Raw genomic sequence first — 23,142 nt, forward strand, 5'->3', positions numbered from 1 at the left:
TTCGGGACTTTCACCCTAGAGATTACACCCATGCCGGGCGCACAAAAAAGAGGGCAGCACGTCTTGCGGCTGCCCTTTTATGAATCTCTAGAAGAGGGGCATGCTAATATGGGAGGGCATGCTTATGATTATTTTTCATGGTTCTTTAAAAAGATTTGATCATTTTAGTAAGGATGTAATGGTTCAAAACTTTAATAATGATATCGATACAATTGGATACTGGTTCACATCTGTAATTGAGGCAGCGAAGCCTTTTGCGTTCGGGACTGAAATGGTGCACGAAAAATCTGAAACCGAGTTCTGGGACGATGGGGAACCGAAAGTCTTGCAAGTGGAAAGGGAAGTGCATGGTTTTATTTATAAAGTCTATTTGGACGAAGCTGACTTAAAGGTATACAACGCTGAGGATTCCTATGACGCCTTTATGAGAGAACGAGATAAATTCTGTGACTATTTAGGTTCTAGAAGAGGAAACATGAGCTGGAAGGATGGAGCCATCCTATTAAATAAAGTAGAAGCTAATGCAGCATTTCGTAAACATCTCATGAGACAGAGCTATGATGGCCTCGTCATACGAAACACTTCAATACATAATATACATACAGACTTATATTGTATTTTTTCAGAAAAGCTTCTACCAATAATAGATGTCGTATCTGTGGATGATATTTAACATGACTTACTATAATGTAACATGCAGCTGACCAAAAAGGGGAACAGCTGCATACCTTCACTGTATATTATATTTTTTTATTTTTGAATAGAGCCATGGGCGGCTGATGCCGAGTAATTTACTCGCTTTAGTCTTATTTCCATTCGCTTCCTTCAAGGCGGATTGAATCATTTCCTTTTCGGATAATTGCATCATATCTTTATAAGTTGAATTTGTCCGCTCAGGAAACACAGTATAATCAGCCAAACGATCAAACGCAGGAATATCCACTGCATCTATGTAATCGCTTGTTTTGAGGTTTGCCGCTCTTTCAAGTACATTATGCAATTCTCTTACGTTTCCAGGCCAGGAATGCTTCATTAATTTTGTTAAGGCAGAATGTGTAACTCCTCTTATATAAAATCCACTCTTATTCAGCCTTTTGATCACCTCTTGAATAATATCTGGTAAATCTTCCATTCTTTCTCGTAAAGGCGGAATGTTCAAACGAATAATATTTAATCGGTAGTATAAATCTTCTCGAAACTTTCCGTCCTTTATTAGTTCTTCAATATTTCGATTCGTTGCCGCAATGATTTTTGTATTTAAATGGATGGTTTTCGAACTTCCTATCGGTTGAAATTCTTTTTCCTGTAGAACACGCAGTATTTTTGTCTGAAGTGGGAGGGGCATGTCCCCAATTTCATCTAAAAAGATGGTGCCGTTTTGAGCAAGTTCGAATTTTCCTTTGACCCCGCCTTTTTGGGCACCTGTAAAAGCACCATCTGCATAACCAAACAGTTCTGATTCTAGCAGTTCGGATGGAATAGCTGCACAATTCACTTGAACAAAGGTTCCCTTTTGACCAGAGCTGGCATGTATGCCTTGTGCAAATAACTCCTTTCCAGTCCCGCTTTCGCCGATAATCAAAACAGTCGACATACTTCTAGAAGCAAGGGTTGCTTCATGCTTTACTTTACGAATAGCATCAGATTCTCCTGCAATATCAAATAATGTATATTTTGTTCCTTTTATTTCATTGATCTCATTTTGATAGGCAGATAACTGTTTTTCAAGTTTTTTCACCTTCGTTAAAGCCTCGTGTAAATGCGTTAAGCCGCGATACGTTATTTTACATATGGCACTGATGGTTTCTCCACTTTCCTTGATAGGCAAAATAGAAATAAGAGATTGCTGGCCATTAATAATTTGAGGAACATTCTGAACACTAATCCCGCTTTTAATGACATTGTCAATTTCGAGTTCAGGAAACAGTTCTGAAGTCGATTTTTCTAAAATAGAACTGCTGGATAATCCAAATAAATCAGTAAACCCCTTATTCACCATGGTAATTTTTGATCTTTTATTAACTAGAATAATAGCGTCATAGGCAAATTCGATCACAGATCGAAGTTTTTGTTCCCACTCCCTTGTCAGCTGCAGCTCGTTAATGGTTCTCTCTATTCTTGTTACATCTTCAATAATAACCATGGCACCTACCAGCTCATCGTGTCTGATTAGAGGATAGCATTGAACATATAAACTTAATCCGTTCAGTGTTAGTTGTTTTTTTGCCGCATTGGACCTTTCCATCAATATCTCTTCAATTAATTCCTTCATCTCACTCAAGTTTTTCATTTGTTTGAATGCATCTGTCTCGTGATGCTTGATATTCAATAGACGATGTGCCAAAGAATTAGAGGCGCTGATTTGAAAATCTTTGTTAATGGAAAACAGGCCAAAATTCAGATGATTAAATAGAAGTTCAAACTGCGATTCCAAATGACTATAGATAAGATTGTACGAACTTAAGGCTTGTTTGGTAGAAATCACACCTATAGGTTTCATTTTTTCATCTACTACTGGAGCATGTCCAATTCTTTTTTGTAGAAGCAATCGCCTTGTCTGATCAATGTTATCATTTGGGCGAATGTAGACAGGTTCAGGTTTATAATAATGATCAATCGTTGTCTCAAAGGATGGTTTGGTCGTTAATATTTTAAAGATTTGGTTTTTGGTAATGATTCCGATCAAATGGTTGAATTCATTGACAACAGGAAGCATATCGGAGTGTGTTTGTGTAAACATTGGAAGCACATCTCCGAGAGTTTGATTTTTGGAGCAGCAAACGAAATTGGTCGTCATGATATCTTTAACGAGCAAAGAAATCCCTCCTCATATGGTGTTAATTATAGCAAAAAGGGTTGCAAGCGTTAACACAATTTGTTAAATATTTTTACACTTTACAATTTTCTGTTAATAATAGTTTACACACTCCTGGAAAAACAATTCATTTTATAGAGGTCACAACTTGGCATAGTTCTTGCATCAATATTTTTAAGCAAATTTATAAGAGGAGGAAATCATGAACCTATCAGCTGCCATTGAAGAAGAAATTACACTGTTTAAGAAATCAATCGAAGCTTTTGCTAAAAAAGAAATTGAAGACCATTATAGCAGATGGGAGGAAGAAGGGATCCTTCCAAAAGAACTGTGGAGAAAGTTGGGAGAAGCGGGATTTCTCTGTGTTGATATTCCAGAAAAATACGGTGGGTTAGGCGCACCTTTCCAATTTGCTGCCAGTATTGTCGATGAATTCAGCAGGCTCGGCTATAATTCCGTTTCCGGCAATATAGCGGTCCATGCCAACATCGTAGCTCATTATATTTTAAATTCTGGTACAGAAGAGCAAAAAGCTCATTATCTGCCAAAAATGGCCTCCGGTGAATACGTAGGTGCCATTGCTATGACAGAGCCTGGTGCCGGCAGTGATTTACAAGGGATTAGAACTTCGGCTAATAAAATTACAGAGACAGGAGAGTATGTCATTAATGGTTCGAAGACGTTTATCTCAAACGGTCAAAACTTTGATTTCGTCATCGTTGTGGCGCGGACAAACCAACAAGTGCCTGCATCAAGAGGGACCAGCTTATTTATAGTTGATGCTCATACCCCTGGATTAACGAAAGGGAAAAATTTAAAGAAAATGGGGCTGCACTCTGCGGATACGTCAGAACTATTTTTAGAGGATGTTACTATTCCTTCCAGTCAAATCCTTGGTGAACTAGATTATGGGTTCATAACATTAATGAAAGAATTACCCCGGGAACGGACGATTCTAGCTGTGGGAGCTTGCGGAGCAATGGAAGGGGCTTTAGAAATCACGGTTCAGTATATTAGTGAGCGGGAAGCTTTTGGAAAGCCACTTAGCCAAATGCAAACCATTCGTCACAAAATTGCTGAAATGACGACGGAAGCTAAAGTGAATCGTGCATACGTGAATCATTGTCTGGCTTTACTTGAGAAAAATCAATTATCTGCAGCTGATGCGAGTATCGCAAAATTATCAACCACTGAAGCACAGGGCAGAATCGTTGATGGATGTGTCCAGCTATTTGGAGGCTACGGTTATATGGAGGAATATCCGATTTCAAGAGCCTATGTAGATGCAAGGGTTCAACGTATTTATGGCGGTACCTCTGAAATTATGAAAGAAATTATTAGTAAGGATATTTTAGGAAAGTAATAGATTTTTTCTACCTGAAGATGTATAAAAAGGGATAATTTCTAAAAAGTATTCTGATTATTCCTACTAATAAATTTATTAACGAGATTTAAGGGGGATTTTGTATATGAAAATAGTAAAAGGATGTCCATCCACATCTATGAATGATGTTCAATTAAATACGACCACATTGATTAAACACGCCGTGCGTAATTTTCCGGATCGAGAAATTCTCTATCGCAGTAGTGATAATCAAGTTCAGTGTTATACATATAAGGATGCGTATACACGGATGATGAAAGTTGCGAACTTCCTTGAAAATAAATTAGGAGTTAAACCTGGTGACAAGATCGGAGTGTTAGATTGGAACACACAGCGCCATTTTGAACTGTACTATGCGATACCAGGTATTGGGTCAACACTTCTGCAAATGAATCTTCGTATTTCAACAGATGATCTATCATATGTCACAAATCACAGTGAAGCACAATATGTGTTTGTCGACGAATCTCTATTATCGGTAGCTGAGGCAATTGCGCCAAGTTTGAAAACAGTAAAAGGGTTTATTGTCATGTCAGATAAGCCTATGTCTGAAATAAAGACGACATTATCTCCAATTTACCATTATGAGGAAGAGATACAGAAAGAAAGCGACTTTTATGACTGGCCGATCATTGATGAAACGACGGCATACAGCGCTTGCTATACTTCAGGTACGACTGGCAGACCAAAGGGTGTGTACTATTCTCATCGTAATATCTATTTGCACACGATGGCCGCGGCTACCTATTTTGGAGTCAACAGCCATGATTGTTTGCTCGTCATTGTACCGATGTTCCATGCTCAATCATGGGGACTCGTTCAAGTAGCAACGATGATGGGGGCGAAAATGATTTTTCCGGGAAGATATGCAGCGGAGGAAACTGCACCTCTTGTGGATCTGATGATTGAGGAAAATGTGACCATTGCAGGTGGTTCACCAGCTATTTTCCTTCCAATGCTCCATTATATTCGAACATTAGAGAAAAAGCCTGACCTTAGCAAAGCAAGATTTTTATCTGGAGCCTCAGAACCACCGGTTTCCATGATGAGGGGCTTTAAAGAACTGACAGGGGCAGAAATTATACATGCGTATGGCGCAACAGAAACGACTCCATTGGTAGCAGGCAACTACCTAATCAGTCCTACTTTACAAGGGAAATTAACAGAGGAAGAAAAATGGGATTTAAAACGGAAACAAGGACTGCCGATAACAGGAATTGACTTTAAGCTATGTGATCCTGAAACGGGTGAAGAGGTGGCGCGTGATGGCAAAACGGTTGGAGAAATTTGCCTGAGAGGCCCATGGATTACAGGTTCCTATTACAATTCCCCGGGAACTGAAAGCAGTTTCCGAGATGGCTATTGGAGAAGCGGTGATGCCGGGACGATCGATGAAAATGGTTATGTGAAAATTATGGACCGAATTAAGGACGTCATCAAAAGTGGTGGTGAGTGGATTTCCTCGATTGATATGGAAAACACGTTAATGGGCCATCCTGATGTTTTAGAGGCTGTTGTCGTCGGAATCCCACATGAAAAATGGCAGGAACGCCCGTTAGCGCTAGTTGTTACTAAAGATAATAAAGAGATTCCTAGAGAAGAACTTGATGGTGTCTTATTCGAACGCTTTGCTAAATGGCAATTGCCAGATCAAATTTTATTCGTCGAAGAAATCGCAAAGACGAGTGTCGGCAAATTTAACAAGAAAGAAATTGTTAAGAAGTACGAAAATCTATACAATGAAGATGAAGTGTCTTCGGAAATTTAACATAAAAAAGAATCCATTTTGAACGTTCAAAATGGATTCTTTTTTTGTTGGTAAACGTTATTCCTGAATGGGACATGAAGGGCCCTGTTTCAAAACATAATTAACCGAACCATTTATTATTAAAGAAATGTCATGAGAGTACCGCCGATGGCACCTGTTAAAACAATGATCCATGGCGGCAGCTTCCAATATACCAGCATGCTGAAAAGGATAGCTGCAAAAGCAAAATCAATCGGAGCTAGGATAGAACTGGTCCAAATCGGATGGTAAAATGCTGAAACTAAAATCCCGACAACAGCTGCATTAACGCCCATCAACGCACCTTTGATTTTGGGATTACGGCGTAGTGAATCCCAAAATGGCAATGTGCCTAGTACGAGTAAAAATGCAGGAAGGAAGATAGCTGCTGTGGCTAATAATCCGCCTTGCCAGCCGCCCATGACCGCTCCTAGATAAGCAGCGAATGTAAAGAGGGGACCCGGAACCGCTTGTGCCGCACCATATCCTGCCAGGAATGCCTCTTCACTTAACATACCTGCCGGAACAAATTCTCTTTCAAGCAATGGTAACACGACATGCCCGCCGCCGAATACCAACGAACCTGAGCGATAGAAACTATCAAACATGGCAATCCAATTGAGAGAAGTGACTTCTCTTAACACTGGCAACAGAAAAAGTAAGCCAAAAAATAAGGTTAAGCAGGCGATTGCAAAAGCTTTCGAAACTGGAAAATGCAATGCTGCATCGTTGTCGTCTAATTGTTGTCGATAAAGTAGAAAGCCAATAAGTCCAGCTAGTATGATAACCCCAACTTGCGTAAAAGCTGTTTGCCAGAGAAGGGTACCAACTAATGCAAATAAAGCGATTGTTTTTCTTGTTAAATCCGGCGTTAAATTTTTCGCCATTCCCAAAATGGCGTGGGCAACAACCGCCACCGCGACAATCTTCAAACCATGAATCCAGCCTGCTTCGCCAATATTGAGTCCCTGAAGAATGAGAGCAAAGATGATCAGTGCGATCACGGAAGGGAGGGTGAATCCAATAAAAGATACAATGCCGCCTAAAACACCAGCCCTCATTACGCCGATCCCAATGCCGACTTGGCTGCTCGCCGGTCCAGGTAAGAACTGGCATAATGCGACGAGATCAGCATAACTTTTTTCATCCATCCATTTTCTTCTCTGGATGTATTCGTTATGAAAATAGCCAAGGTGGGCAACAGGTCCCCCAAATGAAGTGAGACCAAGCCTTGATGAAACCAAAAGAATTTCGAGAAGAGACTTAATGCCTCTGTTTTGATTATTTTGTGCCATAATACACTCCTTTTTCGTTAGTCCTTAATTTCTTTGAAAAGTTCATATGCCTTATTTCTTGCTTCATCTAGAACGGCATTGCCTTTTTCAGTTGTGGTATAATACTTTCTAATTTTTCCTTCAACATTCTTTTCCTCTTTGACAAGAAGCCCATCGGACTCCATGTTGTGAAGAATAGGGTAGAGGGTGCCCGAACTGATGTTATAGCCATGTTCTCGAAGTTCCTCCACCATCCACGCGCCAAAAATAGGATGTTCTTTCGCATGATGCAGAATATGAATTTGGATGAAACCAAGAAATAATTTTCTCAGTATTTTCTCTTCCAACTTATCGACCTCCTTTGGTGTGATAATATCGGATATCAATATCGATTTCCGATATCAGTGATGTACCCGTATCATATAATCATTTCTTTTGTAAATCAAGGACATTTACACAAACTTTACATTAAACAGATTAACCCCGCAGGGATAAACACTGCAGGGTTATTATCATTATGTTTGCAGCACTTTTCTCATCGCTTGTAAAAAATCCTCTGGTCTTTCTAACATAGGGTGGTGTTTCGCTTCTTGTATTAACATTAACTCTTTCTGAGGTGCACTGATTTGGTTGAAATATTCAATCCCTAGAATCGAGGGGACTTGCCAGTCGTTTTTCCCTAATAGGTAAAAAATAGGGACTTTATAGGTTAACGGATAATCATACAAACTAAAATGATATAATTCTTCAAAAAGACCTGGCAGTAATTTTGCGCAGACATTTTTCGCACTCAAATCAGCCGGATGAAACAACGGACTTTGCTTGATCAGCTCCAAATTCTTTTCCGTATTAACGCTGATCATTCCCATTTTCTTTTGCTGATCACGAACGACCCACATTTTTCTTAGAAACTCTTCTGCCCGCTCTCCTGGATAATCACCGAGTGCGTTAAGACGTTCTAAGCCTTCAGTATCTCCATTCTCTTGCAGTCGTCGAAGTGTTTCCTGGTAGCTAACGATTTCATTCGGAATGGGTGAAATAACCTGACCAACACCGATGTAAAAAGCAACATCTCTCGGACGCTGATTAGCATAAATCGACCCAATCACAGTTCCCCATGAATGCGCAAAGATCCCAATTTTATCTTTATTGTATTTCATTTTTAAATATTGGACGATTTCGTCTATGTCTTTTAGCAGGTTCTCAAAAGTAGGGACCGCCTCATGATTTTTTAATGCCGTTTTGCCTGCACCGCGCTGATCCCAATAAACCATCGTGAAATGAGAGTCCCAATCTTTCAGTAAGTAAGCTTTATTTGAAAAAGCATTGCCCGGTCCTCCGTGTAAATGAAGGATAACCGGATTTTCCGGATTACTGCCAGAATGATAGAAGAACTGTTCAATGCCATTGATATCCACATACTCAGCAGTATCAATAAAGCTGCTGTGACCTGCTTTTTCACGATTTTCATAGCGATAATTTTTTGAAATGACCTTGCTTGTAGTTATCATTTTCAATACAGTATCCTCATTTTCTAAAATATTAATCTTATTATAACATTCGGACAGGGAACAGGTCGTCATCGAACAAGTTATTGGATTTGAGGCAGTTATCGACCGGTCATGTTACTGTCAATGAGCAGAGTTGCCAGTTTTGAGGCCGTTAAGGACGGGTCATACGGCCCGCCAGTCATTATATTAATATTGCTAATATTATAGATTTTGTTATGATATAAAGTAATTTAAAATTTTTCCAGTACATGGTTTAGTAGAAACACAACCAAGCGTAATTGGAGCATTTTAGCCGAATGGAGTCGAAAGAGAGTGAATTCAGCACGTATATCTGTCACATTGTTAGCTGGTTTTCAATGGTTATTCTTTATGTTTGCGAATACAGTCGTGATCCCAATTTCAATCGGTGCAGCCTTTGGGTTGGAGCAGGTGGAGATCGTTTCTGCGCTTCAACGGTCGTTTATTTTTACAGGAATCGCCTGCCTGCTGCAAGGGATGATTGGTCACCGGCATCCATTAATGGAAGGACAGTCCGGGTTGTGGTGGGGCGTGATCTTAAGCCTGGCAGCCACCGCAAGTGCCTTAAACATGGATTTAGTCGTAGTTGGAGGAAGTATTGCTGTTGGGTCCATCATCGCTGGTGTACTTGTTTCCATATTAGGGATGCTGGGACTAGGTAATCTTTTAAGGAAATGGTTCACACCAGTCGTGATGTTTGTCTTTTTATTGCTGCTTGCCAACCAGTTGATTTTTATCTTTTTAAAAGGAATGCTGGGGTTAAATAGCAGCGATTACATCAATATGAAGGTTGCTATTTTTTCTTTTATACTGGCAGGAATAACGATTCTGGTTAGTGTAAAAGGGAAGGGCATCCTTAGCAATCTCTCTTTGCTTGTTGGGATGATAATTGGCTGGATTGGTGCATCCATTTTATTTCCAGAAGAAACGACCACGATTATTACCGGACCTTTCCTGACTTGGTTTCCTTGGGGAGCACCTAGTTTCGAGTGGGGAATTGTGCTGACTGCGGTTGTTACCGGTTTATTAAATACGACGAACACGATTGCTACATTAAAAGGGGCAGAAGATATCTTCCAAACAGAAACAACAGCGAAACAATATCGATCTTCGTTCATTTTATCGGGAGGCTATACCGCTTTCGCCGGGGCTGTTGGATTGGTGCCATATGCACCGTACGCTTCGTCGATTGGATTTCTCCAAACAACGGGGATTAAAGAACGGCTGCCGTTTTTTGTAGGATCTGTTTTGTTTATTGTTTTAGGTTTAATCCCTTCGCTTAGTGCATTTTTCTCAACGATCCCGACTAATGTCGGAAACACGATATTATTTGTTGCCTATTTGCAGCTATTTGGTTCAGCTTTACGAAATATTAATGGAATGCAATTTACCTCGAAAAATATATATCGAATTGCCATTCCAGCATTACTTGGAATGTCCATTATGAACATACCGAAAGAAGCCTTCACGACAATGCCGACACTTGTTCAGCCTCTCGTTTCAAACGGGTTATTAATGGGGATTTTGGCTGCATTATGCACGGAATTTATCTATTACTCTGCCATTAAGGTCAGAGGAAGAGGGTAATGATAACCTTTCCTATTTTGCTAGAAAAAGGGGAAAAGCAGATGGATAACAAAATACAAAAATTAATGGATATAACCAAATCAAAGTTTGGTTTAGAAAATTATTATATCGGTAGACATCGACTTGATCGAAGAGTAACGATTTTCAATGATACGGTCTACACCTTATGTATGGAGTGGTTTCCGAATCACACAAAGGATCATGAAGATGATGACAGCAATCCAGAAGGAACGGCTGTTATCGAAATGGATATACATAGCGAAAAATATAGAAGTGTTATTTTTGTAATGGGAAAAACTTATGCAGATCACGGCGTGGAATTTGATAACAGTGATAAAAATGACATCTTTAAATGGCTAGAAATAGAAACGGACCTTAAAAACGGAAGACATTTTCAATTGCAAAAAGAGAAAGAGGGAGAGTTTCACTTTAAAGAATGCATCGACGGTGTAGACGTTTCTCCTTCAGGGTACATCGACATTAAAATGAATGAAGAAGGAAAGCTGACTTTGTTCTCCATACACGGGCAATTTCCTTCGAAGGATTCTGTAAAAGAAGAGAAATACACATTATCCCTTGAAAAAGTAAAACATCTAGCAGAGGATCAGTTGCAATTGCTAGACTATCCTTCTTTTGAAAAGAAAAAACGATTCCCTATTTACGCGGTAGAAGAAATTTATATAACAAACTCTGGAATGTCCACCATCCCTTTTGAAAGCAGGGAGGATGCGAAGTCCATGATCCAACTAGACCAAACCATTACTTGGGATCAACCACTGCAGGAAACTTTTCAAAGAAAAGAAATCAATTGGTTGGAGGATATATCAGTAGAGCAAGCCTTTTCTCGTGAACCATCCCCTGAGTCTTTCCCCATTATGATGGACGAGCAAGAGCATTGTCTTGCAGCAGTGAAAGACTTTTTACGTAAAGAATATCGGGATGAATCGGGAGAGTGGATCTTAAAATCGATGCATCGCGATAAAGGTTATATTCATGCAACATTAAGACATAAAAACCAGACAGTATCTGTTTTTCAAAGAAAGCTAAAATGTATGATGAACGGAAAGAATTTTGAAGTCGTCAATTTTATGGATAACAAACCTATGTTAGAGATGTTTGACCAGTTTCAAGAACCAGATGAAGGTACCATCACAAAGGAAGAAGCTTTTGAAAAATTGAAGGACTTGTACGAATTAAAACCATTTTATGTTTATGAAGCTGCTGTGAAACAATATCTCTTGTGCGGAAAATTAGATTGTCACTATGGCGTGAATGCCTCAACAGGAGAAGTGATTGCGTTAGATGATTTATAAAAAAGGATAGCTTCCAGCTAGAAGGGGAAGCTATCCTTTTTCTGCGTTTATTCGAAGATCCCCATCCGTAATGCCATTGCCACGGCTTCCGTTCTGTGCTTCGCTCCTAATTTTCTAACAGCGGATGTAATATAATCACGTGCTGTAAATTCACTGATTTTCATCGTCGATGCCATTTCCTTCATGCTGTAACCTAATGAAAGTTTATGCAGCACTTCAACTTCTCTTTTGCTTAATTGATGGTCGCCTCTTGAGTTCTGATCACCCGATCCAAATGCTTTCTGAAAATATAAATACACACTATCAATGAGATCCTGCGGCAAGGGGTGTGTCCCATTATACTTGTCGAGAATAACGCCTCCAACGACTGTTTTATCATAACAAATGGGGATAAAAATGAAGGAAGTCAGCTTGTAATCTTCGACGTATTTTTGAGGATAGTTGTTATCTCTAATCTGTATATATTTGGGTTTATTCTGAATAATAGCCTCGTAAATAGGCGGGATATTTCTTATATCCTCTTTGATCGACTTTATGGAGTAACAAACATCTTCGTCTACCACAAAAAGCCCTTCTCCAACATAACTTAAACGTGAAAAAGAATAAATAGATGCACGTTTAAATGGGAAAAATTGCGTGCAGCCTTGGATCATTAATACTGCTTTTCGCTTCGGGTCTCTAACTTTGGCAACCTTTTCGACAAAAGTCTTCATCTTCACATCGAGCATCCGACAACTTTCACCCCTACATTTTCAGATATTTTTTTTCAACTGAAAGTAACTTATAGTAAACTTGTAAGCCCTTTCATTAATATTTCTAAATATTCTGTCAGCAAAACCATTTTACAATGATTATTAATAAAAAACAATGTTATAGAAGGAGTTGCTTGTTATGGAACAAAGAAAAATCATTACGACAAGTGAAAGAGGGTTACAGGAGGAATCTTTGCCATTTCGCTTGTATCAGAAAGCGAAGAAGTTTGGTGTTTGGAATCCAACTGATATCGATTTTAGTCAGGATGTAGAACATTGGGCCATCCTCCCTGAAGAGAAAAAGGGGGAGATCCTGCGGCTTATTTCTCAGTTCCAAGCGGGTGAAGAAGCCGTAACCCTGGATTTGCTGCCGCTGATCATGGCGATTGCAAAAGAAGGAAGACTTGAAGAGGAAATGTATTTAACAACCTTTTTATTCGAAGAAGCGAAGCACACTGAATTCTTCCGGCTTGTATTAAATGCGATTGGCGAAAAAGGTGACCTTTCTGTCCATCATACGGATACGTACAAAAAGATTTTCTATGAGATCCTGCCAGAAACGATGAATCGCCTCATGACGGACCAATCGCCTGAAGCTATCGCTGAAGCTTCAACTGTCTATAACATGTTTGTCGAAGGAGTTCTCGCTGAATCAGGCTATTATTCCTTCTATCGTTCACTCGAAGCTGGCGGATTGATGCCAGGTTTGTTAAAGGGAGTTGGTCTTCTTAAGCGCGACGAGTCAAGACATATTGGTTATGGGACGTTCTTGCTTCAACGGCTTATCTGCGAGCATCCGCATCTGTATGATCAAGTGTCAAATCGAATGAATGAATTGCTGCCGCTTGCCTTTATGCTTAATCGCGAAGGCTTTAAAGGACAGGAAGTTAACTCTTCCGGTGCTACATTAGAAGATTCAATGCAATTTACACAAAAGCAATTCAACGCTAGAATGGAAGTTTTATCAAGAGCTAAAGGGAGAAAAATCGAAGAGATTTATAAATTATCAGAGTCAGAGGTTGGTGTCATATAATAACAAAAGGCGGTTTCTCTGCTTATACCAAGCAAGGAATCCGCCTTTTTTGTATATTAATCGTTTTTAGTAGCTAGGATAGGCTCTTTTTAGTATGATCATGGTAATAACTTGCTTGATTGAAAAAGAGAGAAACTGGAGGAGTATAGCAGTTGAAGTTTTTAGTTATGGCTGCGGTCATTTCGGTGGGGATCTTTGTAACCGTTGCTTGTATGGGCGTGCAAAAAACAGGTGTTTTCAGTGATACTGCAGAAAACGATCCAGAAACGACCATTGCCCAACAAGAGGAAGATCACGCTGATGCTGATTCTGATCACAGTATGGAGAAAACAGAAGAAATTGAAGACGAGATTGATGAAATCGAAAGCCAAGAGCCAATGGGGTCAGCTATGTTAGAAGGAGTTCCTCATATTCAGCAAATGCCAGAGCTGGCACGCGGTTGTGAGGTAACAAGCCTCGCGATGATGCTCCAGCATGCAGGCGTTTCTGTCGACAAAATGACCCTTGCAAAAGAGATTAAAACGATTCCTTTTCGTGATAAGAATGGTGTAAGAGGAAATCCATACGATGGATTTGTTGGTGATATTTATACGTTTGAGAAATCGGGCTTAGGTGTATATCATGGTCCTATTGCCGATTTAGCTCGAACCTATTTACCTGATAGAATTATAGATTTAACAGGAGAGAGCATAGAGTCTGTCTATCGTATGCTTGAAAAAGGGTTTCCTGTCTGGGTCATTATTAATTCACGATTTGCTCCACTCCCGGAAAGTGAATTTGCGATTTGGGATACAGCAAGCGGACAGGTGAAAATTACTTATCGGGAGCATAGTGTGCTGATCGTAGGGTATGACGATGAATCTATCTATTTTAACGACCCTTTAGCGGCCCAACCTTATACTGCTGTGCCAAGGGAAAATTTTGAGAAAGCTTGGGTGCAAATGGGAAGTCAGGCGATTAGCTATCAATAAATAGGAATTCAAAAATTCAATTAAGCGCACAAAACTAGGCTGGTTCCTTATTGGGGATCAGCTTTTTGTGCTTTTTCATCTATTTTTAAAAAGATATTGATTAATATATCATTAAATGATATATTCTATTTAACAATATATCATTTAATGATACAGGGGGATATTATGGCACGCACAGATTCTTTGGAAATGGGCGAACTTACCGACACGGCTTACTATATTTTGTTGTCGTTAGTGGAAGCCCGGCATGGGTACCTCATTATGAAAAACATTGAAAGCATCACAAATAATCGTTTCTCAGTAGGACCTGCCTCGATGTATACAACCATAAAAAAGCTATTATCAGCTAACTTAATTAGGATTTATGATGATTCTGACCAAAAGAAAAAGACATATATTGCAACAGAGAAGGGCATTGAGCTATTAGAAAAAGAAGTGCAGCGAAGACGAGAAATGGTCATCCATGCTGAAAAAGTATTAAAACAAAGAGGGGAGATAGAAGGATGAAGAAAACAAAGTATATACCTAGTGGTGGATTGGCCTTTACTGAAGAAAAAGATATGAAAATACTGGCTCAATACGCAAAAAAAGGATGGATGGTTGAACGTTTTACTAATTTTGGATATAAATTAGTCGTAGGAGAACCTAAAAACATCGATTATTCCTTGGATTATCAGAAGGGTGCAGACGAAGAATACTTCCTGTTTTTTGAAGAAGCGGGATGGTCACATGTATGCTCGATTGGCGACGAAATTCATTTGTTCTGCGCAACAGCTGGCACAAAGCCAATATATACAGACACACCAACAACGATTGAAAAATATGAACGTGAAAAGAAACAAATGGGGAAATCTGCTCTGCCGCTTTTAATTTCTACGATTGTCTTTCTATTTCTGAGTAATATCGATTGGGGATTTGAACTCGCAGGAGTTGTGATGTGGATTTTAGGAACTCTTTCTCTCGTTTTACTTATTTTCCCTGGACTTCCTTACCTTGGTTATCAGTACAAATTGATGAAATTAAAAAAAGGATCACTCCATTAATACTATTTTTAATGGCTGTCTGCCACTACGCAATTCCCTTAAGCGATATGGCAGACAGCCTTTTTGTATTTTTTATCGTTTATGTGATTATTCTAGATTTTTTTAAACAATTAGTATAATATTGAATTATTATTAATAATTTAGAAAATTATTAAAATTATAACTTTGCAAAAGGAGTCTGTATATCTTACTTTGCAATAGTTGTAGTCGTTAGCATCATGTTTACATAATGTAATTCTACCGAAGTGGAGGTTGAAGGTTAAATGAGTTTTTTTGATACTATTCCTGTTGTTATTCCAGAATTAATGACGCAGCATGCTAGAAATAATCCGAATAAAACGGCCGTTATTTTTGAGGATCAGCGTTTTTCATGGAAAGAACTAAATCAACGAATTAATGTTGTGGCCAATGCCCTAATTCAAAAAGGTTTGAAAAAAGGCGATAAGGTTTCTGTATTCATGACAAATAGGCCGGAAAGTATTGAAATTATGTTCGGAATTATCAAAGCTGGCGGGGTGCTTGTACCGCTTGCCACGATGATTGAACAGGATACACTCCTGCATATGATTAAAAATTCAGAGTCGAGTCTTGTCTTCTTCAGCTCTGACAATAGCGAATCTATCAACTATGTGAAAGAAAATCATCAAGTGGAAATGGTTGAGGTCGGTCCTTCAGGAGATGGAAGCTACCAGCAATTCATCCAAAATGGATCACTTAAGGAGCCAAATATTGAATACGCTTTCGAAGATGATTGCATAATTCTTTATAGCTCCGGGACGACTGGAGTTCCAAAAGGGATTCTTCATTCCCATTATTCTCGATTTATTTTTGCCACAAGATTAGCGGTCAGCAACAATTTTGATAAACATGCCATTACGTTACTAACAACTCCTCTTTATACGAATAGTACATGGGCTCCAATGCTGCCTACATTGGCGTATGGCGGAACCATTATCGTTATGAAAAAGTTCAGCCCTGAACGATTCTTTGAATTAAGTGAAAAAGAAAGGCCAACTCACTCGCTGATGGTACCGACACAATACTACATGATCCTGAATCACGAGAAATTCCAGGGAACTGACCTTTCTTCTTACAAGCAGCTCGTTTCGGTAGCAGCGCCGCTACATAAAAATACGAAACTAGAAATCATTAAGAAGTTTAATTGTAAATTTACCGAGCTTTATGGATTGACGGAAGGACCGGGGACAAGCCTTCAACCTGAGGATGTCTTGGAGAAACCGGATTCTGTAGGGAAGGCCTATTTCGGAATGGATATCCGCATTATTGATGAAGAAGGAAATGAATTGCCTCCGGGTGAAGCGGGGGAAATCGTCGGCCGTGGCGGCACGATGATGAAAGGTTATTACAAGCTTCCTGATAAAACACAAGAGGTCATCTGGTTGGACGAGAATGGCCGTAAATTCCTGAAGACCGGGGATATGGGCAAAATTGATGAAGATGGATTTTTATATATTTTAGGAAGAAAGAAAGACATGATCATCTCTGGCGGGCTTAATATCTACGCGGCTGACTTGGAAAATGTCTTGGGTACACACGCTGAAGTAGCGGATTGTGCCGTCATTGCTGTACCGCATGAAAAGTGGGGAGAAACACCACTTGCCATTGTCACGCTTAAACAGGGGTCTACCGTATCAGCAGAGGAAATTAAGACTTGGCTGAATGAAAAAGTTAATAAATTCCAGCGTGTAGCGGATGTAGAAATCATTGATGAGTTCCCGCGCAATGCTCTGGGGAAAATTCTTAAAAGAGAATTACGTGAAGAAAGAAGCGAATTATTTATTCGCTAATGTTTCTGTAAAGATTTGATTATTAGATAATTTTACTATATTAATAATTTAATAAAAGGAGTGTAGGTTAAATGACAAATGAAGCAAAGCGTTATGAGACGATTACTTTCGAAAAAAAGGGTGAAATAGCTGTATTAACTTTTAACAGACCAGAAAGATATAATGCGATATCTCTTCAATTAAGAGATGAAGTAGCAGAGGTATTAGACAGCTTGAAATATGATAAGGAATGCCGGGTATTGATCGTTACAGGTGCTGGAAAAGCATTCTGTGCAGGTACTGATTTAAAGGAACCGCGCCTATTTGAAGGTGATGAAAATGAAAAGGTGCCGTATCTGTATGAATCTCAAAAAAGATTGTCCGATTTAATTGTTCGTTTTAGAGCTATTCCTCAACCTGTAATTGCAGCAGTGAATGGAGTAGCAGCAGGGGGCGGCATGTGCTTTGCGCTTGCTTCTGATGTGCGAGTAGCTGGTCCGGATGCTAGATTCATAGCTTCCTTTGTCAACGTTGGACTTTCCGGCGGAGAATTAGGTTCAAGTTATTTCTTGCCTCGTTTAGTTGGTATGTCCGTTGCATCTGAATTGCTGTTAACAGGCCGCGAAGTAAAAGCGGAAGAAGCGCTGCAAATCGGTTTGGTATCACGTCTAGTTGGTCAAGATGAGGTTCTTCCAACTGCGTTTGAAATCGCTAATTTAATGTTAGAAAAATCTCCGCTTGGTTTAAGACTAACGAAGGAAAAGCTAAACACAACGCTTCAAAACGATCTTGAAGGTGCACTTCAAGTTGAAAACCGTTCACAAGTGTTATGTGTGTTAAGCGGCAGCTTTGAAGATGCGAAAAAACGATTTGAGAATCGTAAAAAGAATTAAATTTATACTGTACCTATAAGAGAAAGCCAAACCTTTCATTTTGGAGGGTTTGGTTTTTTTAGAAGGATAGATTCATAAACGAGTCAATATGATTGTCTAATCACTATTATTTTTTTAGAATTTTCCAAAAATACAATTGACAAACATTCTCTTTAAAAATAAGCTTGAATTACAATGTTTACCATTTAAGTAAATAACGGTTCTAACAAGGTGGTGCGTAATGGTTGGAAAAATGCCACACAAGGGATGGCTGATGTTATTTTTAATCGTACTTAGCGTCTTGGCCAGCCTAGGTTTTGGTCGTTTCTCTTTTGGAGCCATTTTTCCTTTTATGAGAGATGGACTAGACATAAATTATCAACAGGCGGGTGCTTTGGCATCGTCAATCTTTTTAGGTTATTTAGTTGGTGTCATTAATGTCGGTTATTTTGTCATGCGTTTTACCGCTAAGAAGACCATTCTGTATTTCCTATTATTAGTAGGAGTTTCCATGATCTTTGCAGGTACATCTAATCACTACTGGGTGGTTTTAACGGCATGTTTCTTTATGGGAATTGGTTCAGGCGGTGTGTACATTCCTTCTTTGGAACTCGTTAGAAGGTGGTTTCATCAAGATAAGCGAGGAATGGCAATGGGAATTACCATGGCAGGCGGGGGAATTGGTATGGTATTCAGCGGCATTACTGTTCCTTTTCTCGTAACCTCTTTTGGTAAAGAAGGATGGCGTGTTAGTTGGTGGATTATTGCAGCTGTGTTATTTGTAATCACTTTTTTTATTGCTATTTTTCTGAAAAACAGCCCCGAGGATATCCAGCTGCAGCCAATTGGTCACAACGAGAAAAATAATCATAGAAGAAGGAAAAGCGATGACTTCCAAAAAACAGATGTGGTTTACCGAAATAAACTCGTTTGGAGCATTGGCATCGTTTATTTTTTATGGGGTGTTAGTTATTTAATTTTCTCTACTTTTCTGGTTGATTACTTCATTTCGGACTTATCCTTTTCAAATGAACGTGCCGGTTTCCTTTTTTCTATTGGTGGGATTGCCAGCATCATCAGCGGATTTATTTGGGGGACCATCTCTGACAGAATGGGGAGAATGCTTGGATTATCTTTTGTTTACTTCATTCAAACGTTTGTTCTGTTAGGTTTAACCCTGTCATCCTCATATGGTGTTGTATTCATATTGGTCATTTTATATGGACTGACCCTTTGGGGAGTACCTACAATCATGAATGCTAGTATAGGAGATTTGATTATACCGACCAAGGCACCGGCAGCAATGGGATTTATCACACTTTTCTTTAGTGTGGGTCAGCTCTTATCACCGGTAATGACAGGATATTTAGTTGAATTAGGCGGGAATTATACGTTAGGTCTTTTCTTATCGATGGCAACCTGTATCCTAGGAGGGATCGGTTCTATTATGATTCATTTAAACTTAAAAACAAAGATCCTAAAACAGGTAAGTGCTGATAATCCTGTTGAAGTCAGGTGAAAAAATATTATTAATCATAAAGCTGTTTATGGCGAATATAACAATAAAATAGTCTAACATTTTTATAGGGGAAAGGGGAACATAAAATGAGCAAAACGGCATTGATACTAGTTGATATTCAAAATGATTATTTTCCAGGAGGGAAGATGGAACTTCATGAGCCGGAGAAAGCTGCGAATAATGCACGCGCTATTTTAGATTATTTTCGCGAAAAAAATCTGCCGCTTTTCCATGTTCAACATATTTTCCCAGACAGCGGAGCACCGTTTTTCGCAGCAGGAACAGAAGGAGCTTCGATCCATCAAAGTGTAACACCGCTAGAAAACGAGACGGTAATCCAAAAACAACTTCCTAACAGTTTTTTACATACCTCTTTAGAAGAAAAGTTAAGAAAGGAAGAGGTAGAACATGTGGTGATACTTGGGATGATGAGCCATATGTGTATTGATGCAACCAGCCGCGCAGCAGTAGACCTTGGCTTTAGTTGCACGGTTATTGAAGATGCCTGCACATGTCCTGATCTTACTTTTAACAACAAAACCGTAGAAGCTGAAAAAGTTCATACTGCCATAATGGCAGCACTTGAAAGCTTTTACGCAAAAATCGAGACAACAGAGTCTTTTCTGCGTACAGTAACGAATTAATCTATTAAAAAAATTCCGCCATACAACTCCACAAAAAGCCTTCCGATAAATATTGGAGGGTGTTTTTGTGTTATTTACTATTCTAAGCAAGATTATTCACCAACATTATGTAAATTCTGAAAATTGTATAATATAATAATATTAGGTCCATTATTTGAACATGAATTTAATAGATTCAGTGTGGTGTAGAAAGAAGGGGTATGAATGAAAAGTAAACAAAAAGGGTTTTATTTTGGCTGGTACATCGTGATCACGAGTATGGTCATTACGATGCTAACAGTAGGGCTTCGCTTAGGAATAGGGCCGTTTGTACTGCCGATGATGGAGGATTTAGAAATATCACGTACTTTTATATCGACCATTATCGCGGTCAGCATGATCATGTACGGAGTTGGAATGCCACTAGCGGGTTACTTATGTGAAAAATATAGTACAAAATTTGTTCTTCTGCTAGGGCTGGTTATTATCGAATTATCGATTGTGGGTACAGTTTTAACAGACAATGTGTGGTTCTTCTTCTTTGCATATGGTGTAGCTTTATCGTTTGGGCTTTCTTTCACCAGTCCGGTTGCGGTAACCCCGATTATTGGACGCTGGTTTGTTCGTCAAAGAGGAAAAGCATTATTCTCCCTCTCAACAGGGTCGATGGCAGGTATTGCGATTTTTAATCCGCTTGCTACCTTTTTGATCGAGGCGACTGGCTGGCGAAGTACGATGTTCATCTTTGGTTTAATTTTCCTTATATTAATCATTCCGGCTGCCTTGTTTATTTTTAAAGAAGATGTTCCAGAAGGGGCAGATACACTGAATGATTATTCCGAAAAAAAACCTGTCACACAAACAGCTTCACCATCTCTTACTATACGGGATGCTGTTCGCTCAAAAGCCTATTGGCAGGTAGTAGCAGGATTGTTCGCCTGCGGATTCAGTATGAATTTACTAGGTTCACATGCGGTTCCGATGTTAGTGGATCACGATTTCGACCCAACAACCGCTTCATTTGGAATCGGTTTAATTGGACTTGTTGCCATCTTCAGCACACTTGTGTTAGCTTCTATTGCTGATAAATTTGCTAAAAAGAAGATGCTGTTCTGGATTTATTTTATCCGCGGCCTCGGATTTTTAGGTTTAGTGTTTGCACAAGACACGATGCAGCTTTATTTGGTTGCCGCTTTAGGTGGATTAGTTTGGTCGGGGAGCATCGCATTATCGTCCGCGATACTAGGAGATCTCTATGGCATCAAACTGCTAGGAGTCCTTTACGGCTGGGCCTATCTTGGTCATCAAATCGGCGGGGCGATCTCTTCCTTCCTAGGAGGATGGGGCTACGAGGTCTTTGGCACTCATGTCTTTTCCTTCGGCTTAACAGCTTTGATCTTAATCAGTGCAGGGGTAATCTCGTATTTAATACCAAATCAACTGAAAGCGCAGACCGTGAAACTCGATCCATCTGTAGGTGCAAATTAACATGTTCATAGAAATAGAAAGGAACAGCCATTGTGCTGCTCCTTTACTTTTTATTTCAGAGGACCCTTCGTAATTTCAGTCAGTTTTGAATTAATGGCAAAGATCTTTGCGTTTACCTCATTAATTCCAAACCCTGCCAAACGTTTAGAATGCATATCGATGTATTTTTGAGCTGTTTCTTTCGTTTCGAACATATAAATCCCACCGGCTTCTTGGGCCTCAGGATTTTCCGTCCAAATTTTCCATATAAAACCTTCTTCTTCATTGATACTTCTCGCTAAATCAGCAAAACTCTCAGCCATTTGTCTCCGAATGGTCCGTTCATTTTAAAATCTACTTGTAATACATAAGCCATGTTTTATCATTCTCCTTTTTCTTTTGCTTTTGCTGTAATATATATTTCTCCTAAAAGTTCATTCTTATCATAAAATTCTGGCGTAAGTTCTTCTTGTATAAAAGCATTAATCTCCGATTCTTCAATGTCGTACATTATTTCAATTTCCTTTGAAAATAACAGCTTTTCTTCTCCAAGCAAGCTAAGAAGGGAAGGCTGTGGTTCAGGCTGGAGTTCCTCCTTATTCAGAACTTGTTTCAAACCATCTACATAAGTTTCCAGCGTGCGGCCGCCAACTATTTTTACCCCTTTGTTTTCCTCATTTAACATAATAATCGTTGGAAACCTCTTACACCAAGACTTCTTACAAGACTAAAATCTTCATTTAAAAGAGATTGACCAGATCCTTGTTCTGCTTCGTGCACAATTTCTTCTCCGTTAAGCCCAAGCCCGTTAACGATTTCAATCATCGCAGATGTTTCTGCAATATTTTGATTGAATGCGAACAGCTCTTCTCGTGAGCGTCGTAAGTATTTTTCTGCTAAAGCAGTGCTATGTTTCTGTTGAATTACCTTAAATACTCGAGATGGGGGATAAGAGGATTGAACAGGATTGTCAATCATGAGTGATCCATCAATCGGCATACGGGAATACTCGCCTACTTCTCTCCAATGGCCTGCCACGTCAGCTGGACCTGAAATCCCGTTAGCAGGATCAACAGGTTTATCTCCCCATTTTTCTAACAACCCTCCCAGCACCGTATGAATATTAAAATAATGACCGTACTGAGTTATAAAGCGTCGAAGCACAGGTTCAAGGGCCCAGCAATGAGAACATATGGGATCCGTCACATAATAGAGTTCAATACTTTTCTTTTTTGTATTAAACTCAACTACTTCCATTTCTTCACCGTTTACTTCCCCGCACACACCTGTTTCTAAATCACAGACCATCTGATTGTTTTGTTTCAACTTCTGTTTCCTCCTTTGATATAATCATTCTATATGCTTATTGTAGGAGATAAACTGAAAC

At 39.3% G+C, this 23,142-nt stretch carries 19 protein-coding genes and 2 pseudogenes; 14 read left to right on the forward strand and 7 right to left on the reverse strand.

Going from position 1 to position 23,142, the window contains the following annotated elements; translation table 11 throughout:
• Positions 1 to 124: 124 nt before the first annotated feature.
• Positions 125 to 673, forward strand: a complete 549-nt coding sequence (locus CZ487_RS13810) for a hypothetical protein (RefSeq protein WP_077212864.1) — start codon at positions 125 to 127, stop codon at positions 671 to 673.
• A gap of 57 nt (positions 674 to 730) precedes the next feature.
• Here the strand turns inward: CZ487_RS13810 and CZ487_RS13815 are convergent, their stop codons facing one another.
• On the reverse strand, positions 731 to 2,815 hold the full coding sequence (locus tag CZ487_RS13815) for a sigma-54-dependent Fis family transcriptional regulator (protein WP_084783267.1): 2,085 nt from the start codon (positions 2,813 to 2,815) through the stop codon (positions 731 to 733).
• Between the two features lie 202 nt (positions 2,816 to 3,017).
• Between CZ487_RS13815 and CZ487_RS13825 the strand changes: the two genes are divergently transcribed.
• Positions 3,018 to 4,178 carry an acyl-CoA dehydrogenase family protein gene (locus tag CZ487_RS13825; protein ID WP_077212866.1) on the forward strand — a complete coding sequence of 387 codons (1,161 nt, stop codon included), beginning with the start codon at positions 3,018 to 3,020 and terminating at the stop codon, positions 4,176 to 4,178.
• 106 nt (positions 4,179 to 4,284) lie between these two features.
• On the forward strand, positions 4,285 to 5,967 hold the full coding sequence (locus CZ487_RS13830; RefSeq protein ID WP_077212867.1) for a long-chain-fatty-acid--CoA ligase: 1,683 nt from the start codon (positions 4,285 to 4,287) through the stop codon (positions 5,965 to 5,967).
• A 119-nt stretch (positions 5,968 to 6,086) separates the two neighbouring features.
• Here CZ487_RS13830 and CZ487_RS13835 read toward each other — a convergent pair whose 3' ends face one another.
• The 3 genes from CZ487_RS13835 to CZ487_RS13845 all read right to left on the reverse strand — a co-directional run bounded on the left by CZ487_RS13835 (position 6,087) and on the right by CZ487_RS13845 (position 8,770).
• Positions 6,087 to 7,280 (reverse strand): chromate transporter, encoded by a 1,194-nt coding sequence (locus CZ487_RS13835; protein WP_077212869.1) that lies wholly within the window; start codon positions 7,278 to 7,280, stop codon positions 6,087 to 6,089.
• 17 nt (positions 7,281 to 7,297) lie between these two features.
• On the reverse strand, positions 7,298 to 7,606 hold the full coding sequence (locus CZ487_RS13840; RefSeq protein ID WP_077212870.1) for a PadR family transcriptional regulator: 309 nt from the start codon (positions 7,604 to 7,606) through the stop codon (positions 7,298 to 7,300).
• A 168-nt stretch (positions 7,607 to 7,774) separates the two neighbouring features.
• The gene (locus CZ487_RS13845; protein WP_237562962.1) at positions 7,775 to 8,770 is read right to left on the reverse strand and encodes an alpha/beta fold hydrolase; all 996 of its coding nucleotides are present in this window, start codon (positions 8,768 to 8,770) and stop codon (positions 7,775 to 7,777) included.
• Between the two features lie 312 nt (positions 8,771 to 9,082).
• Here CZ487_RS13845 and CZ487_RS13850 point away from each other — a divergent pair, with 312 nt between their 5' ends.
• Together CZ487_RS13850 and CZ487_RS13855 are read left to right on the forward strand one after the other, a co-directional pair.
• Entirely contained in the window at positions 9,083 to 10,375 is a 1,293-nt protein-coding gene (locus CZ487_RS13850; RefSeq protein WP_077212873.1) for a uracil/xanthine transporter, read from the forward strand.
• A gap of 41 nt (positions 10,376 to 10,416) precedes the next feature.
• The gene (locus tag CZ487_RS13855; RefSeq protein WP_077215318.1) at positions 10,417 to 11,688 is read left to right on the forward strand and encodes a hypothetical protein; all 1,272 of its coding nucleotides are present in this window, start codon (positions 10,417 to 10,419) and stop codon (positions 11,686 to 11,688) included.
• A gap of 47 nt (positions 11,689 to 11,735) precedes the next feature.
• Here the strand turns inward: CZ487_RS13855 and CZ487_RS13860 are convergent, their stop codons facing one another.
• Entirely contained in the window at positions 11,736 to 12,416 is a 681-nt protein-coding gene (locus CZ487_RS13860; RefSeq protein WP_077212874.1) for a response regulator transcription factor, read from the reverse strand.
• A 163-nt stretch (positions 12,417 to 12,579) separates the two neighbouring features.
• Here CZ487_RS13860 and CZ487_RS13865 point away from each other — a divergent pair, with 163 nt between their 5' ends.
• The 9 genes from CZ487_RS13865 to CZ487_RS13905 all read left to right on the forward strand — a co-directional run bounded on the left by CZ487_RS13865 (position 12,580) and on the right by CZ487_RS13905 (position 21,776).
• Positions 12,580 to 13,473, forward strand: coding sequence for a R2-like ligand-binding oxidase (locus tag CZ487_RS13865; protein ID WP_077212876.1), 894 nt, complete (start codon positions 12,580 to 12,582; stop codon positions 13,471 to 13,473).
• A 152-nt stretch (positions 13,474 to 13,625) separates the two neighbouring features.
• Positions 13,626 to 14,444: a C39 family peptidase gene (locus CZ487_RS13870; RefSeq protein WP_237562887.1), complete on the forward strand. Its 819-nt coding sequence runs from the start codon at positions 13,626 to 13,628 to the stop codon at positions 14,442 to 14,444.
• A 165-nt stretch (positions 14,445 to 14,609) separates the two neighbouring features.
• Complete coding sequence (locus CZ487_RS13875) at positions 14,610 to 14,951, forward strand: PadR family transcriptional regulator (RefSeq protein WP_077212878.1); 342 nt, start codon at positions 14,610 to 14,612, stop codon at positions 14,949 to 14,951.
• Positions 14,948 to 15,487: a DUF2812 domain-containing protein gene (locus CZ487_RS13880; RefSeq protein ID WP_077212880.1), complete on the forward strand. Its 540-nt coding sequence runs from the start codon at positions 14,948 to 14,950 to the stop codon at positions 15,485 to 15,487. Before CZ487_RS13875 ends, CZ487_RS13880 begins: the two co-directional genes overlap by 4 nt.
• A gap of 263 nt (positions 15,488 to 15,750) precedes the next feature.
• Positions 15,751 to 17,295 carry a class I adenylate-forming enzyme family protein gene (locus CZ487_RS13885; protein ID WP_077212881.1) on the forward strand — a complete coding sequence of 515 codons (1,545 nt, stop codon included), beginning with the start codon at positions 15,751 to 15,753 and terminating at the stop codon, positions 17,293 to 17,295.
• Positions 17,296 to 17,366: 71 nt separating this feature from the next.
• Positions 17,367 to 18,167, forward strand: a complete 801-nt coding sequence (locus CZ487_RS13890; RefSeq protein ID WP_077212883.1) for an enoyl-CoA hydratase/isomerase family protein — start codon at positions 17,367 to 17,369, stop codon at positions 18,165 to 18,167.
• 220 nt (positions 18,168 to 18,387) lie between these two features.
• Positions 18,388 to 19,665 (forward strand): MFS transporter, encoded by a 1,278-nt coding sequence (locus CZ487_RS13895; protein WP_084783269.1) that lies wholly within the window; start codon positions 18,388 to 18,390, stop codon positions 19,663 to 19,665.
• 86 nt (positions 19,666 to 19,751) lie between these two features.
• The gene (locus CZ487_RS13900) at positions 19,752 to 20,309 is read left to right on the forward strand and encodes a cysteine hydrolase family protein (protein ID WP_077212884.1); all 558 of its coding nucleotides are present in this window, start codon (positions 19,752 to 19,754) and stop codon (positions 20,307 to 20,309) included.
• A 204-nt stretch (positions 20,310 to 20,513) separates the two neighbouring features.
• The gene (locus CZ487_RS13905) at positions 20,514 to 21,776 is read left to right on the forward strand and encodes an MFS transporter (RefSeq protein WP_077212886.1); all 1,263 of its coding nucleotides are present in this window, start codon (positions 20,514 to 20,516) and stop codon (positions 21,774 to 21,776) included.
• Positions 21,777 to 21,826: 50 nt separating this feature from the next.
• On the opposite strand, the pseudogene CZ487_RS13910 reads toward CZ487_RS13905, so the two are convergent.
• Both CZ487_RS13910 and CZ487_RS13915 read right to left on the reverse strand, forming a co-directional pair.
• A pseudogene (locus tag CZ487_RS13910) lies at positions 21,827 to 22,131 on the reverse strand (monooxygenase).
• A 6-nt stretch (positions 22,132 to 22,137) separates the two neighbouring features.
• Positions 22,138 to 23,063 (reverse strand): annotated as a pseudogene (locus CZ487_RS13915) (DsbA family protein).
• Positions 23,064 to 23,142: the final 79 nt, after the last annotated feature.

This window comes from Robertmurraya dakarensis (genome assembly GCF_900156875.1).
In the GTDB taxonomy this organism is placed as follows: Bacteria; Bacillota; Bacilli; order Bacillales; family Cytobacillaceae; genus Robertmurraya; species Robertmurraya dakarensis.

Coding starts and splice junctions, on each gene's coding strand:
- CZ487_RS13835 (WP_077212869.1), bottom strand. CDS start 7,280: ATGGCACAAAATAATCAAAACAGAGGCATTAAGTCTCTTCTCGAAATT.
- CZ487_RS13905 (WP_077212886.1), top strand. CDS start 20,514: ATGAAAAGTAAACAAAAAGGGTTTTATTTTGGCTGGTACATCGTGATC.
- CZ487_RS13830 (WP_077212867.1), top strand. CDS start 4,285: ATGAAAATAGTAAAAGGATGTCCATCCACATCTATGAATGATGTTCAA.
- CZ487_RS13900 (WP_077212884.1), top strand. CDS start 19,752: ATGAGCAAAACGGCATTGATACTAGTTGATATTCAAAATGATTATTTT.
- CZ487_RS13895 (WP_084783269.1), top strand. CDS start 18,388: ATGGTTGGAAAAATGCCACACAAGGGATGGCTGATGTTATTTTTAATC.
- CZ487_RS13885 (WP_077212881.1), top strand. CDS start 15,751: ATGAGTTTTTTTGATACTATTCCTGTTGTTATTCCAGAATTAATGACG.
- CZ487_RS13865 (WP_077212876.1), top strand. CDS start 12,580: ATGGAACAAAGAAAAATCATTACGACAAGTGAAAGAGGGTTACAGGAG.
- CZ487_RS13890 (WP_077212883.1), top strand. CDS start 17,367: ATGACAAATGAAGCAAAGCGTTATGAGACGATTACTTTCGAAAAAAAG.
- CZ487_RS13810 (WP_077212864.1), top strand. CDS start 125: ATGATTATTTTTCATGGTTCTTTAAAAAGATTTGATCATTTTAGTAAG.
- CZ487_RS13845 (WP_237562962.1), bottom strand. CDS start 8,770: ATGATAACTACAAGCAAGGTCATTTCAAAAAATTATCGCTATGAAAAT.
- CZ487_RS13875 (WP_077212878.1), top strand. CDS start 14,610: ATGGCACGCACAGATTCTTTGGAAATGGGCGAACTTACCGACACGGCT.
- CZ487_RS13860 (WP_077212874.1), bottom strand. CDS start 12,416: ATGCTCGATGTGAAGATGAAGACTTTTGTCGAAAAGGTTGCCAAAGTT.
- CZ487_RS13880 (WP_077212880.1), top strand. CDS start 14,948: ATGAAGAAAACAAAGTATATACCTAGTGGTGGATTGGCCTTTACTGAA.
- CZ487_RS13855 (WP_077215318.1), top strand. CDS start 10,417: ATGGATAACAAAATACAAAAATTAATGGATATAACCAAATCAAAGTTT.
- CZ487_RS13825 (WP_077212866.1), top strand. CDS start 3,018: ATGAACCTATCAGCTGCCATTGAAGAAGAAATTACACTGTTTAAGAAA.